Annotated in this window: 11 protein-coding genes; 6 read left to right on the top strand and 5 right to left on the bottom strand. The window is 34.7% G+C overall.

What is annotated here, in order from left to right:
• Positions 1–25 precede the first annotated feature (25 nt).
• Entirely contained in the window at positions 26–694 is a 669-nt protein-coding gene (locus tag JOD96_RS13210) for a hypothetical protein (RefSeq protein WP_209564708.1), read from the top strand.
• 139 nt (positions 695–833) lie between these two features.
• Here the strand turns inward: JOD96_RS13210 and purE are convergent, their stop codons facing one another.
• The 5 genes from purE to JOD96_RS13185 form a co-directional block, all read right to left on the bottom strand.
• Complete coding sequence (gene purE, locus JOD96_RS13205) at positions 834–1,319, bottom strand: 5-(carboxyamino)imidazole ribonucleotide mutase (RefSeq protein WP_209564707.1); 486 nt, start codon at positions 1,317–1,319, stop codon at positions 834–836.
• An 87-nt stretch (positions 1,320–1,406) separates the two neighbouring features.
• Positions 1,407–2,561 (bottom strand): 5-(carboxyamino)imidazole ribonucleotide synthase, encoded by a 1,155-nt coding sequence (locus JOD96_RS13200; protein WP_209564706.1) that lies wholly within the window; start codon positions 2,559–2,561, stop codon positions 1,407–1,409.
• Positions 2,562–2,782: 221 nt separating this feature from the next.
• Positions 2,783–3,364, bottom strand: coding sequence for a hypothetical protein (locus JOD96_RS13195; RefSeq protein ID WP_245188412.1), 582 nt, complete (start codon positions 3,362–3,364; stop codon positions 2,783–2,785).
• A complete protein-coding gene (locus JOD96_RS13190) occupies positions 3,365–5,455 on the bottom strand; it encodes a TonB-dependent receptor (RefSeq protein WP_209564705.1) in 2,091 nt (696 codons plus the stop codon).
• A 171-nt stretch (positions 5,456–5,626) separates the two neighbouring features.
• Positions 5,627–6,898 (bottom strand): PQQ-dependent sugar dehydrogenase, encoded by a 1,272-nt coding sequence (locus tag JOD96_RS13185; protein WP_209564704.1) that lies wholly within the window; start codon positions 6,896–6,898, stop codon positions 5,627–5,629.
• A 184-nt stretch (positions 6,899–7,082) separates the two neighbouring features.
• Between JOD96_RS13185 and JOD96_RS22480 the strand changes: the two genes are divergently transcribed.
• From JOD96_RS22480 to JOD96_RS13165, 5 genes are all read left to right on the top strand, one after another.
• Positions 7,083–7,613 carry a phosphoribosyltransferase gene (locus tag JOD96_RS22480; protein WP_245188411.1) on the top strand — a complete coding sequence of 177 codons (531 nt, stop codon included), beginning with the start codon at positions 7,083–7,085 and terminating at the stop codon, positions 7,611–7,613.
• Positions 7,614–7,688: 75 nt separating this feature from the next.
• A complete protein-coding gene (locus JOD96_RS22475; RefSeq protein ID WP_245188410.1) occupies positions 7,689–8,261 on the top strand; it encodes an adenylate kinase in 573 nt (190 codons plus the stop codon).
• 212 nt (positions 8,262–8,473) lie between these two features.
• Entirely contained in the window at positions 8,474–9,748 is a 1,275-nt protein-coding gene (locus JOD96_RS13175; RefSeq protein ID WP_209564703.1) for a hemolysin family protein, read from the top strand.
• A gap of 108 nt (positions 9,749–9,856) precedes the next feature.
• Positions 9,857–10,858, top strand: coding sequence for a GTPase ObgE (gene obgE / locus JOD96_RS13170; protein ID WP_209564702.1), 1,002 nt, complete (start codon positions 9,857–9,859; stop codon positions 10,856–10,858).
• A gap of 177 nt (positions 10,859–11,035) precedes the next feature.
• Positions 11,036–13,180, top strand: a complete 2,145-nt coding sequence (locus JOD96_RS13165; RefSeq protein ID WP_209564701.1) for a S46 family peptidase — start codon at positions 11,036–11,038, stop codon at positions 13,178–13,180.
• Positions 13,181–13,208 lie beyond the last annotated feature (28 nt).

Here is a 13,208-nt window from a genome sequence, read left to right as displayed (position 1 = left end):
ACTAATCGTAATTAAAAAATAAAAGATGAATTATCAAATTGTAATTAAGAATATAGACACGGTGAATGAAGTTGAAGGATATTGGTCTGATGAAGATTTTGTTGCTTTATTAGAAAAATTCAATTATCCGGATGGTGCAACGGCAGATAAAACGAGTTTGCCAGAATTATTAGAAATGGCTATTTCTGATTATGAGCCAAACGAGGCGGCGCAGATTGTTTTAGAATACAGATTGGGTGATGAATTAAGTGCAGGACAAATTGAGCAGATATCGAACAATATGTTAATTGATAAAGTTTGCGAAGAATATCCGGAAATACACATGCAGGGCACTTTATTTCATGTAAATCAATTACTTTTTAAAGCTTACAACGGGAAATTTCCAAATGCAAAAGCCTCTGTTGTTCATTTTTCGATGACACCTGTTGAAGGTGAAGTACAAAAGCTGACTGCAGAAAATATTTTGAAATTATTGAATAACGGTTTGTCTGACAGAAATCTGATAAAAAGATTATTTGAGAATCAAATTTCGCAAAACATTCCATTTCCTGAGGCTGAAAGTATTATTTGGGAATTGAATACTAAAGATGATGTAAATTACAGCTTGGTTACGTCAGAGAATTGGATAAATAAGGAAGATATTAAGGAATCTGAATTTGAATCTGTTTTGGAGGAAGTTGAAGACGAGGCATAAGAAATTATAAATAAATTGTTGTTTCACAAAGACTCGCTAAAAAAAAAACACAGAGATTCACGAAGTTTTTTTCAATATAAATTGTAAAATATCTTAGCGAATCTCTGTGTATTTCTTTGTGTAACTCTGCGGAATAATCTTATTTTTTCAATCCTTCTGCCGCTTTATTAACCGCAGCCTTCAATTCTTCTTTATAAGAGATAATGGTGTCAAGTACTTTTTTATCGTGACTTCCGATGATTTGTGCGGCTAAAATTCCAGCATTTTTTGCTCCGTTCAAGGCAACTGTCGCTACAGGAACTCCGCCCGGCATTTGCAGAATGGACAAAACAGAATCCCAGCCATCAATAGAATTGCTTGATTTTACCGGAACACCGATTACAGGAAGAGGTGACATCGAAGCAACCATTCCAGGTAAGTGTGCAGCACCGCCAGCTCCGGCAATAATTACCGATATTCCACTAGTATGTGCATTTTTACTGAAATCGAATAATTTTTCCGGCGTTCTGTGTGCCGAAACGATATCTACTTCAACTTCAATATTAAATTGTTTTAATATGTCGATGGCATCCTGCATGACTGGCATGTCTGAAATGCTTCCCATTATAATGGCTACTTTGCTCATTTGTTTTTTTTTTGTTTTGAATACTGTTTTTTTGTTTCAAGTTTCAGATCCCAAGTTAGAACTGCGACTGAAAACAGTGACTGATAACTATATACTAATAACCTTAATCGTATTCTTAACTTCCTCTGCAATTCTTCTCGCTTCCTGCATGTTTTCATTTACAATCGTAACGTGGCCCATTTTTCTGAAAGGTCTTGTTTGTTTTTTACCGTAAATATGTGGTGTAACACCGTTCCATCCTAAAATGGTTTCGATGTTTTCATAAACAACATCTCCCGAGAAACCTTCGGCACCAACTAAATTTACCATAATTCCGGCAACTTTACTGTCTGTGTTTCCTAACGGAAGATCAAGAATCGCACGTAAATGATTTTCAAATTGTGAAGTATAACTTGCTTCGATAGAATAATGACCCGAATTGTGCGGACGGGGAGCCACCTCGTTTACCAAAATCTCATCTTCATTGGTTTGGAACATTTCAACTGCTAAAAGTCCAACATGATTGAATTTTTCAGAAACATTCAAGGCAATTGCTCTGGCTTTTTCGGCTATTTTTTCGTCGATTCTTGCAGGACAGATTACATATTCTACCTGATTGGCTTCTGGGTGAAACTCCATTTCTACAACCGGATAAGTTTTTATTTCTCCTGATGGATTTCTTACCACAATAACTGCCAATTCATTTTTGAAGGGAACCATGGTTTCTGCAATACATTCGACATTTGGCAAATCGTCTAAATCAGAAATATGACGAATCACTTTTACGCCATTTCCGTCATAACCAAATTGGGTACACTTCCAGACAAACGGAATTGTGATTTCGTTATCTCCAACAGATTTTGCCAAATGTTCGTGACTGTCAAATCTTAAGTAAGCGGCTGTCGGAATATTACTTTTAGTATAAAAGTCTTTTTGAACACCTTTATTCTGAATCCCTTTTAAAGTTTTTGGAGACGGATAAACTTTTACGCCTTCGTTTTCTAGTTGCGTTAAAGCTTCAAGGTTTACCAATTCAATTTCAAAAGTTAGAACATCGACTTGTTTTCCAAAGTTATAAACTGTTTCATAATCCATTAGATCACCTTTGAAAAATTTGTTGCAGGCTATTTTACTAGGAGCTTCGTCACTAGGGTCTAAAACATAAGTTTGTATGTCAAATTTTCTGGTGTCAGACAAAAGCATTTTGCCCAATTGTCCGCCACCTAATATTCCTAATTTAAAATCAGAAGAAAAATAATTCATTTTGTGTTGTGTTTTTGCAAAGATACCTTTTAATCTTTTTTTAGCCAAAATTTAGTTTTCTGCCATAAATTACACGAATTACATTTTTTAAGTTTTGCCACAAATTAAAATATTAAAAAGATTTTTTGTTTGCCACGAATTACACCATTTGCACAAATTTTTTCTTTAACTCGTTTTTAAAATTAATTAGTAAAAATTGGTGTAATTCGTGGCAGCTAAAACTATTTTATTTTCTTCAAAACTTCTTTAGCAACCGCTTTATAGGCTGCAGAATGGTCGCTATAATCCTTGTCCAGAATAATTTTTAGTTCAGGATGAATCCAGTCGTAATAATTGCCCAAAATATATAAAGTTCTTATAGAATATGCTTTTGTGGCTACTTTGACATCGTTTATTAACCAGTCAAAAGAAGTTTCGATACAGTTCTGTAAATTCTCTTCTGTTAGAAAAATACTATTTTCATCTTTTTTATAATGTGATTTTATTAAAAGCTGAACCACTTTTGCAATAGGACGAATTGCACTTTCGTCTTTTAGGATTTTAAGATTTGAACAGAAAAAATCAAGATGTGACTGTAGCCAGTTTAATTCTTCGTAGCATACAAATTCGAGAATCCAGCAAGCCTTATGATTGTTTTTGTCTGAGGGCAAAAAACAAAGGGAAACTAACTCATCAAAGAGGTGTTTGTTTTCTAAAATTTCCTGCGCGACCTTAAGTCGATTTTCTCTATACGCATTTACATAGTCTAGTTTTGAATGAAGTTCAGAAAACATTCTTTGTGGTTTTGATTTTATATCCAGCATCTAAAATAAATAATTTAATGAAACAGTACCATAATAATTTACAGGAAGCCCCGGATAATAATATCTCGGCACTATATTTCCTGAGGCAATTGCATTTGGTAAAATTAGTGTAGCATACTTTTCATTTGTTACATTGTTTATTCCGAAAGCAAAATGTGTATTCAACTGAGGAAGAATTTCAAAACGATAGCCTGTCTTTAAATTTATAAGTGAATAAGAATCCGAATAAGCGGAATTGGCATCGTTTAGCGGAATTTCATCTACAAATTGATAATCTGCAGAAAAATAAATTCCAGAACGGGTATTGAAAAGTAATCCGGCATTTGCTTTGTTTGCTGTCACTCCCGTCAATTTATTTCCCGAATAATCATTTCCGTTATCAACAAACTCTTTAAATTCATAATTTCCAAAAGAGCCCGAAATGTATGAACTCAAGGTAAAAAATGAATTAATAGGCCAATTGTGGTTTAATGCGATTTCGATTCCTTCATGAAATGTTTTGCCGGCATTTACGCCCACATATTGATCGTCACCAACTCTTTTGGCTACTAATAAATCTTTTATTTCCATTCTGTAAACGCTTAATTGGGTATAAAGATTTTTGTTGAAAAAGTATAGTTTGCCGCCAACTTCAAAATTATAGCCATTCTCAGGTTTTATATCAGGATTAATAGTTCCGGTGCTTGTGAGAGTTTCTTCTGTAGCCGGCAGTGAAAAACCACGGCTGGCAGATACGTATATCGTTTGCTGCTGGTTGGGTTTAAATAGCAAAGATAATTGGGGTGAAAAAATGCCATCGTAACTGTATTCCTGAGTATAATTAAGATCGTAATTTTCTAACTTAAATTGTGTTTTGTTATAATTTATCCCGGCCTGAATCTCAAATTGTCTGGAAAGTAAAGTTCTGATTTGTGAAAAAATATTATAAAAATTCCTTTTCTGACCACTTTCTGTTAGCTGATTTCCCTGCAGACTTCCCTGTCCATTATTTTGCTGATATAGGTTTTCGAAAGTATTACCCTTATAATGGTCTGAAAAATATTCAATTCCGGCTATAAACTCATTTTCAGTTTCCTTAATTTTAAATTTGCCGGTAAACTGAGTTCTTGCTCCGCCAGAAAAAGTATATTGGCGAAGTATATCAAAAGGCCGTGGTTCGTTGCTGTCTTTGTAATTAATAAATACAGAAGTCGAATTATCCAGATTTTCATTGATCTTTAAATCATAAGCCAAGCCGCCCAGTGCCGATTTATATTCCTTATATCCTTTTGAGGCAACCCAGGTCGGCGCACCGGATTTCGGATTGTTATCAAACATGGTTTTATTTATCGAACTCGGAATATAAGATTTCAGATACGTATAGTTTGAAAGATATGTCAGTTTACTCTTTTTCTTTCTAAACAATTCTCCCGCAAGTGTAATTCCCTCTCGGTTATAATTACTGTTTTCTCTCCAGCCATTCGTTTCCATTTTGTGATAACTCAGGTTCAGGCTTCCTGTTTTTTCATCTAAACTATAATTCAGGCTGTTTTTTAACAAACCAAAAGAACCGATAACTGTACTAATGCCTGTGCTTTGTCCATTTATTTTTGAAAGTTGTGGTGAAATTAATATAGCTCCGCCCAATCCCGCTCCGTAAACACTTGAAAGCGGACCTTTGATAATCTCAATCTGGCTGAGGTTTTCCAGATCAATATCGTCAATAACAGTTTCGCTGTTTCCAGAAGTCAGTGGAATGCTGCCGTAGAAAGCCCTGATTTTATTGGTTCCGTAAGGCGTTCTTGCGCCAATACCACGAATCGAAATCCGGCTTGTCGTAAAGTTTGCAGATTGCATATAAACTCCCGGAATGGTATTTATTACAGTGCTGATGTCGGTAGTATTATTTTGTAAAAGTTGTTTTTTGGATAAAAGGCCAATAGAAGCAGGTGTATTTTGAATGTCCTGATTTATATGAAATGAGCTGATTACTACTTCCTGAAGTTTTTCTATTTTAGAAGAATCAATAGTTTTATTCTCTTTATTCTGTGCCTCAATGTTTTGAAAAAGTATCAATAGAAAATAAGGAAGAAAATATTTTTTTAAAGCCATAAAAATGGGAGCATGATTTTTTAACACACAGAAACATAGAATTCGTTGAGGCAAAAAAGGTGTTTCACTTTTTAGATTCTCACAACTGTGTGAGAAATAGGTTTTTCTATTAAAAAACAAAGCCTGTGTTTCTATGTGTTTAAAATTGTTCAGTAGAATTAAATTGAAATTTTATTGAGCACTAACTTTCCAAATTGTATTTCCGCTATCATCATTTACAAGAAGCGATCCGTCATTCATAACTGTAACGGCAACCGGACGGCCATATACTTCTGCTTTTTCTTCATTTGAAACAAAACCGGTCAAAAAGTCTTCGGGTTTTCCCGAAGGCTTACCATTGGCAAAAGGCACAAAAAGAACTTTATAACCTGATATTTTAGATCGGTTCCAGGAGCCGTGCTGACCAATAAATATTCCGTTTTTGTATTTAGCAGGGAATTTATCTTTAGTATAAAAAGCCAATCCCAGAGATGCTGTATGCGGTCCAACCGGAATATCCGGAACAATTGCTTTTTCAACCAGATCTTTGCGTTCTCCCTTCATTCTCGGATCAGGAATACTTCCAAAATAAGAATAAGGCCAGCCGTAGAATCCATCTCTTTTTACGCTTGTCACATAGTCAGGAACCAGTTCGTCTCCCAATTCATCACGTTCGTTAACTGCTGTCCAAAGTTCGCCATTTGCAGGATTCCAATCCATGCCAACAGGATTTCTAAGTCCGGAAGCATAGATTTTTTCACCTGTTCCGTCAGGATTAATTTCTAAAATATCTGCTCTTCGCAGTTCTTTATCAATACCATGTTCAGCATTATTACTTCCTGAACCAACCGAAACATAAATTTTTGATCCGTCTTTGCTTGCCAGCAAATTTCTGGTCCAGTGATTGTTGTAACCTCCCGCAGGAAGCTCCAGTATTTTTGTTCCCTGCGTTTCTAATTTCAGAGGATTGTTTTTATAAGGATAACGATAAAGTCCGTCTGTGTTTGCTATATAAAAATAATCTTTAAGAACCAGCATTCCAAAAGGTTTGTTGAGGTTAGAAATAAATACATTGCGGGTTTCAAATTTTCCATCCTTATCAGCATCTCTAAAAACCGTAATCTGGTTTTTACTAGCTCTTGTTCCGCTTTCAACAACAAAAATATCATTGTTTGGTGCAATATACGTCCAACGAGGATTCACAAGATCCCCTGCAAATTTTGTTACAACAAATCCCTTTGGTGCTATAGGTGTTTTGCCTTCCGGCCAGCCAATAACTTTACTATAGCTGGTTTTAGATTCGGTAGCATAAGGGGGAGGCAGGGTAATGGTGCCAATTGCAGTTTTTACAACATTATCAGGCTGTTTGGACAGGGTTTCTTTTTCTTCTTTTTTTACCTGTCCATTGCAGGATGTAAGTATCATTAATAGCGATGCTAAAAATATTTGAGTGATTGCTCTCATCGTGGTTTGGAGTTAAAAGTTTTATAAACAACAATTTACTGAATTCTAAAAATAATCAAATTATAAAAATGTAAACATTAACTGATATTTAACATTAATAAAAAATTGAAGTTAGTATATAATTTGTTAATCACAGTTTGGTTGTAATTCTGTATCTTTGCGCATTATTTTAAACATAAAAATAATGATACAACTTCACGATAAACAATTTGTTCCGTTTATTTCGGCAAAAGAAATTGATTTTGCTTTAACGAAAATAGTTGCACAAGTAGAAGATGATTTTGGGGATGATACGCCTATTTTTATTGGAGTTTTAAATGGTGCTTTTATGGTTGTTTCTGATTTCCTGAAAAAGTATAAAAAGTCATGCGAGGTTTCATTCATCAAAATGGCTTCTTATGAAGGAACAGAATCGACAAATTCTGTAAAAGAATTAATCGGAATAAATCAGGATCTGACAGGCAGAACGGTAGTTATTATTGAAGATATAATTGATACCGGAAATACAATCGAAGAATTAAAAACAATGTTTAAGGCACAAAATGTAAAACATTTTAAAATTGCCACATTATTTTTTAAACCGGAAGCTTATAAAAAAGACATTAAGATTGATTATATCGGAATCAGAATTCCGAATAAATTTATCGTAGGTTACGGTTTGGATTATGACGGATTAGGAAGAAACCTGACCGAAGTATATAAATTGGCAGAATAATTTAAGAAACACACACAACTATATATTCATTTTAAACTTCTTTGAAATTAGGAAGTAACAACACTCACTCGTATTATGATTAACATTGTTTTATTTGGAAAGCCGGGGGCAGGAAAAGGAACTCAGGCAGAATTCTTAAAAGAAAAATACAAATTAACACATCTTTCAACAGGAGATATTTTTCGTTTTAATTTGAAAAATGATACAGAACTAGGAAAAAAAGCAAGAGTTTTTATGGACAATGGAGAATTAGTTCCTTGTGAAGTAACAACTGCAATGTTAATTGATGAAGTGAAAAAACACCCTGATACTGCAGGATTTTTATTTGACGGTTATCCAAGAACTTTAAATCAGGCAGAAGCCTTAGATAAGTTTTTGCCAACAATCGGTTCAAGCGTTACCGCGACAATTGCGTTAGAAGCAGATGATGAAATTCTTGTAGCACGTTTATTAGAAAGAGGAAAAACAAGCGGAAGACCTGATGATCAGGACGAAGAAAAGATTCGTGTAAGATATCAGGAATATAACGAGAAAACAGCTCCGCTTATTGGATATTATAAAGAACAAAATAAGTTCTATGCCGTAAACGGTATCGGAACTATAGAAGAAATTACAGAGCGATTAACGTCAGTTATAGATAATTTGTAGAAGCTTTTCGAGCTGTCGTTTCATCCCAGTATTGGGATATAAAACTATTTTTCCACACCATAAAACAAGCTTATTCCAAGGTATTGGGAGCGCGGTTTTCTGGCAGGAAAAATTAGTTTTTTTAGATCAGGACATTTAAGGCGTCACAGTTGGAATGCATTGCAGGTTACAAATTACATTTAACGACTATTCAATAACGAATAAATTACAAATTGGAAATACTAATAATATTTTTTCTGATACTATTAAACGGAGTTTTCTCTATGTCTGAAATAGCGCTGATTTCAGCAAGGAAAAACAGATTGGAAACAGCTGCCAAAAAAGGAAACAAAAGTGCCAAAATAGCACTTGACTTAGCGAATTCGCCAAATAAGTTTTTATCAACCGTACAAATCGGAATTACCTTAATAGGAATTTTGACCGGTATTTATTCAGGAGATAAGATTACAATAGATGTTGAAACATTTGTGAATGGATTCGAAGTGCTAAGACCCTATGCACATTCAGTTGCTGTTGGAATTGTCGTTGTTGTTTTAACATTCTTTTCTTTGGTTTTAGGAGAATTACTGCCAAAACGAATTGGATTAAACTATCCCGAATCAATTGCCAAAATGGTGGCAATGCCGATGAAAATAATTTCAATTATTACCGCACCGTTTATTTGGCTATTGACTAGTTCTACAGAGTTTTTATTGAAGATTCTTCAAATAAAACCTACCGCAGACGGGAAAGTTACAGAAGAAGAAATCAAGGCAATAATAAAAGAAGGAACAGAAGTAGGAGAGGTTCAGGAAATAGAGCAGGATATAGTAGAGCGCGTTTTTCATATTGGAGACAGAAAAGTCAGTTCGTTAATGACACACCGAAAGTCGGTAGATATGTTGCCTTTAAATTCGGATAAATCTAAAATTAAAGAATTGGTGTTGCAGGATTTGCATACCGTTTATCCTGTTTACAGTGATAATTATGATGATATCGTCGGAATTGTAACTTTAAAGAACATCTTTGCCAATATAGAAAGCGATCATTTTGATTTGTCTGCAATTATGGTAGACGCTCCTTATTTAATGGAACAGACAACTGCATACAAAGCGCTTGAAAATTTTAAAAAAACCGGAATTCACTACGCTTTGGTTTCAGATGAATATGGTGTTTTTCAGGGTATTATTACCCTAAATGATATATTGGAGGCATTGGTTGGTGACGCATCAGATTTTTATAAAGATGAATTTCAGCTTATAGAAAGGGAAGATGGTTCATGGTTGGTTGACGGGCATTATTCTTTGCATGATTTCTTAACTTATTTTGAGCTTGATGAGCTGACAAATGACTACGAAGTGAATACAGTAAGCGGAATGATTATGACTGAGCTTTCTCATATTCCAAAAGAAGGAGAAAAACTGATCTGGCAGAAATTTGTGCTGGAAGTATTAGATATGGATGGTGTAAAGATTGATAAAGTACTTGTAAAAGCACTAAAAGAGTAAAGAGAATTTTGTTTCAGGTTTTTTTCGTTTCAGGTTTCAAGTTAAGTGCATTGCGCCAACTTGAAACCTGAAACTTTAAACTTTAAACTATACATAAACAAAAAGAAAATGACAGAAGGAAATTTTGTAGATTATGTTAAGATATATGTTTCTTCCGGAAAGGGAGGAAAGGGATCTACACATTTGCATAGAGAAAAATTTATTGAAAAAGGAGGCCCTGACGGAGGTGATGGTGGTCGCGGTGGACATGTATATTTAGTTGGGAATAAAGGACTCTGGACATTATTCCATTTAAAATTTGCGCGTCACATTAAAGCAGGTCACGGTGGAGATGGTGGAGGAGATCGTAGTACTGGAGCTGACGGTGAAGATAAATTTATCGAAGTACCTTTGGGAACCGTTGTAAAAGATAAAGAAACAGGAGAAACTTTATTTGAAATTACAGAAGATGGAGAAAAAAGAATCCTTTCTAAAGGAGGAAAAGGCGGTTTAGGAAACTGGCATTTCAGAAGCTCAACAAATCAAACCCCAAGATATGCGCAGCCAGGTTTGCCGGGCGTAGAAATGGATGTTATTCTGGAACTTAAGGTTTTGGCTGATGTTGGTTTGGTGGGATTTCCAAATGCAGGTAAATCAACTTTATTGTCTGTTTTAACTTCAGCAAAACCCAAAATTGCCGATTATCCTTTTACAACCTTAAAGCCAAATCTGGGTATCGTTGCTTACAGGGATTTTCAATCGTTTGTAATTGCAGATATTCCCGGAATTATTGAAGGAGCTGCCGAAGGAAAAGGTCTGGGGCATTATTTCCTGCGCCATATTGAGCGTAATTCGACCTTATTATTTTTAGTTCCTGTTGACTCTCCCGATATTAAGGGGGAATACGATATTCTGGTTAATGAATTGACAAAATACAATCCGGAAATGCTGGATAAAGAACGTCTTTTGGTAATCTCAAAATGCGATATGCTTGATGACGAACTGAAAGCAGAATTGAAAGCAGAATTAGATGTTTCTTTCAAGGATATTCCTTATATGTTTATTTCATCTGTTGCTCAGCAAGGCTTAACAGATCTGAAAGATAAACTGTGGAAAATGTTGAATGAGTAAAACAATAAAAATCTTTTAAAAAAAGGTGTTCAGGTAACTGAACACCTTTTTTAGTTTTGATAATGTTAAATTCGTAAAAAATCATTAAAAATACATACAGATATATAATTTTAAGAGCTTATGAGATTAGATAATTATGAAAATGAATTATATTCGCAGGACTTAAAACAAAATAACATGAAAAAAATAGTTTTATTCTTGACCATGTGCCTAATGGCTTTTCCTGTAAGAGCCGATGAAGGAATGTGGTTTTTGATGTTTATCGAAAGATTGAACCATAGAGATATGGAAAAAATGGGACTGCAGTTAACAGCTGAAGAAATCTATAGTATTAACCATCATAGTTTAAAAGATGCAATTGTGCAGTTTAACGGAGGTTGTACAGCAGAAATTGTTTCTAAGGAAGGCTTAGTTTTAACCAACCATCATTGTGGATATAATGCTATTGCAGAACTTTCTACAGCAGAACAAAATTATTTGAAAGATGGTTTCTGGGCAAAAGATAAAAGTGCAGAAATGAAACCAAAATCTTTATATGTTCGTTTCTTTGTTCGTATGGATGATGTTTCTAAAAGAATTTTATCTAAGGTAAACGATCAAATGACTGAATCTGAAAGAAACAAAATCATTCAGCAGGAAATTAGTTTAATTGAAAGTGAAAATAGTGAAGGTGGTAAATATACTGTTTCTGTTCGTCCTTTCTTTCAGGGAAATGAATATTACTATTTTGTTTACCAGGATTATACAGACGTTCGTTTAGTAGGAACACCACCAGAAAGCGTAGGCAAATTTGGAGGAGATACAGATAACTGGGAGTGGCCTCGTCAAACAGGAGATTTTTCAATGTTCAGAGTGTATGCTGATAAAAACGGAAATCCTGCAGCTTATTCTAAAGATAATGTTCCTTTACAACCAAAACATTACCTGCCTGTAAGCATTAAAGGAGTACAAGAAAATGATTTTGCCATGATTTTGGGTTATCCGGGAAGAACAAACCGTTGGATGCCAGCCGGAGGAATTGAACAAAACATTAAATATGCTTATCCTGCATGGGTTGAAGGTGCCAAAACCGGAATGGATCAAATGAAAAAGTATATGGATAAAGATGCTACTGTACGTTTACAATATGCTTCTAAATATGCTTCGACAGCCAATTACTGGAAAAACCGCCAGGGAATGATTGATGCCCTGACAAAAGCAGGAACGGTAGATACGAAAACAGCACAGGAAGATAAGTTCTATGACTGGGCAAGCAAGCCGGCTAATAAAGATAAGTACGAAAATGTAATTCCTACTATCAACGATTACTACAGAGAGACAAATGTAAAAGCGCGTCACGATAATTACTTAATGCAGGTAATGCGTACTTCAGCCTATGCAACCGGACCGGCAAATTTAGGAAACGCTTTGATTGCTTACTATAACGAGAATGATGCAAAGAGAGCAGAAATGTTACCTAAGATCAAAACTATGATTGATAACATTTATGGTGATTTTTATGCTCCTCTTGAAAAAGATGTATTAACTGCTCAGTTAAATTTATATGCTTCTAAAGCTGATGAATATGGTTTAGCTCCGCAAATCGCCAAAATGAAATCAGTTAATAAAGGTGATTTTACAGAAGATGTTACAAAAGCGATCGAAGTAAGTTATTTTGCCTCTAAAGAAAAAATAGAAGCATTTATGGCTGATCCAAAGCCATTGGCGATTGTACACGATCCTTTGTATATTATTTCTAATGATTTGATGACTAAATACCGTGCAAAGACAAATGACCAGACAAAAGCTGATGATGGTTTTGCAATTGCATACAGAAAATTAGTAGAAGGTTTAAGAGAATCAAAATTAAATACGATCCAGTACCCAGATGCTAACTCTACTTTGAGGCTGACGTACGGAAAAGTTCGTGCTTTGCCTGCAGACCCTCGTAATGATGCTAAAATCAATAACTATACAACCATGGAAAGTATGGTGAAAAAGTATAAAGCAGGAGATCAGGAATTTGATTTGCCATCTCGTTTGTTAGAATTGAACAAAGCAAAAGATTACGGACAATATGCAGACAAAGCCGGATACATGCCAGTAAACTTCTTAACAGATAATGATATTACCGGAGGAAATTCTGGTTCGCCTGTTCTTAACGGAAAAGGAGAATTGATCGGAATTGCTTTTGACGGAAATATTGAAGCTATGGCAGGTGACGTTATTTTTGATCCTAAATTACAAAGAACGATTAATGTTGATATTCGTTATGTACTTTGGATTATTGATAAATATGCCGGAGCAAAAAATATTATTGATGAATTGACTATTGCTAAATAATTGAGTTGATTTATAAAATTAAAACCCG

Source organism: Flavobacterium sp. 1355 (assembly GCF_017833415.1).
Classification (GTDB): Bacteria; Bacteroidota; Bacteroidia; order Flavobacteriales; family Flavobacteriaceae; genus Flavobacterium.
The sequence above is the reverse complement of the archived record's forward strand: the minus strand, read 5'-3'. Positions and strand labels throughout refer to the sequence as shown.

What these genes read in the sequence shown, in the direction of transcription:
- JOD96_RS13210 (WP_209564708.1), top strand. Translation starts at nt 26, where the DNA reads ATGAATTATCAAATTGTAATTAAGAATATAGACACGGTGAATGAAGTT.
- purE (WP_209564707.1), bottom strand. Translation starts at nt 1,319, where the DNA reads ATGAGCAAAGTAGCCATTATAATGGGAAGCATTTCAGACATGCCAGTC.
- JOD96_RS13200 (WP_209564706.1), bottom strand. Translation starts at nt 2,561, where the DNA reads ATGAATTATTTTTCTTCTGATTTTAAATTAGGAATATTAGGTGGCGGA.
- JOD96_RS13195 (WP_245188412.1), bottom strand. Translation starts at nt 3,364, where the DNA reads ATGCTGGATATAAAATCAAAACCACAAAGAATGTTTTCTGAACTTCAT.
- JOD96_RS13190 (WP_209564705.1), bottom strand. Translation starts at nt 5,455, where the DNA reads ATGGCTTTAAAAAAATATTTTCTTCCTTATTTTCTATTGATACTTTTT.
- JOD96_RS13185 (WP_209564704.1), bottom strand. Translation starts at nt 6,898, where the DNA reads ATGAGAGCAATCACTCAAATATTTTTAGCATCGCTATTAATGATACTT.
- JOD96_RS22480 (WP_245188411.1), top strand. Translation starts at nt 7,083, where the DNA reads ATGATACAACTTCACGATAAACAATTTGTTCCGTTTATTTCGGCAAAA.
- JOD96_RS22475 (WP_245188410.1), top strand. Translation starts at nt 7,689, where the DNA reads ATGATTAACATTGTTTTATTTGGAAAGCCGGGGGCAGGAAAAGGAACT.
- obgE (WP_209564702.1), top strand. Translation starts at nt 9,857, where the DNA reads ATGACAGAAGGAAATTTTGTAGATTATGTTAAGATATATGTTTCTTCC.
- JOD96_RS13165 (WP_209564701.1), top strand. Translation starts at nt 11,036, where the DNA reads ATGAAAAAAATAGTTTTATTCTTGACCATGTGCCTAATGGCTTTTCCT.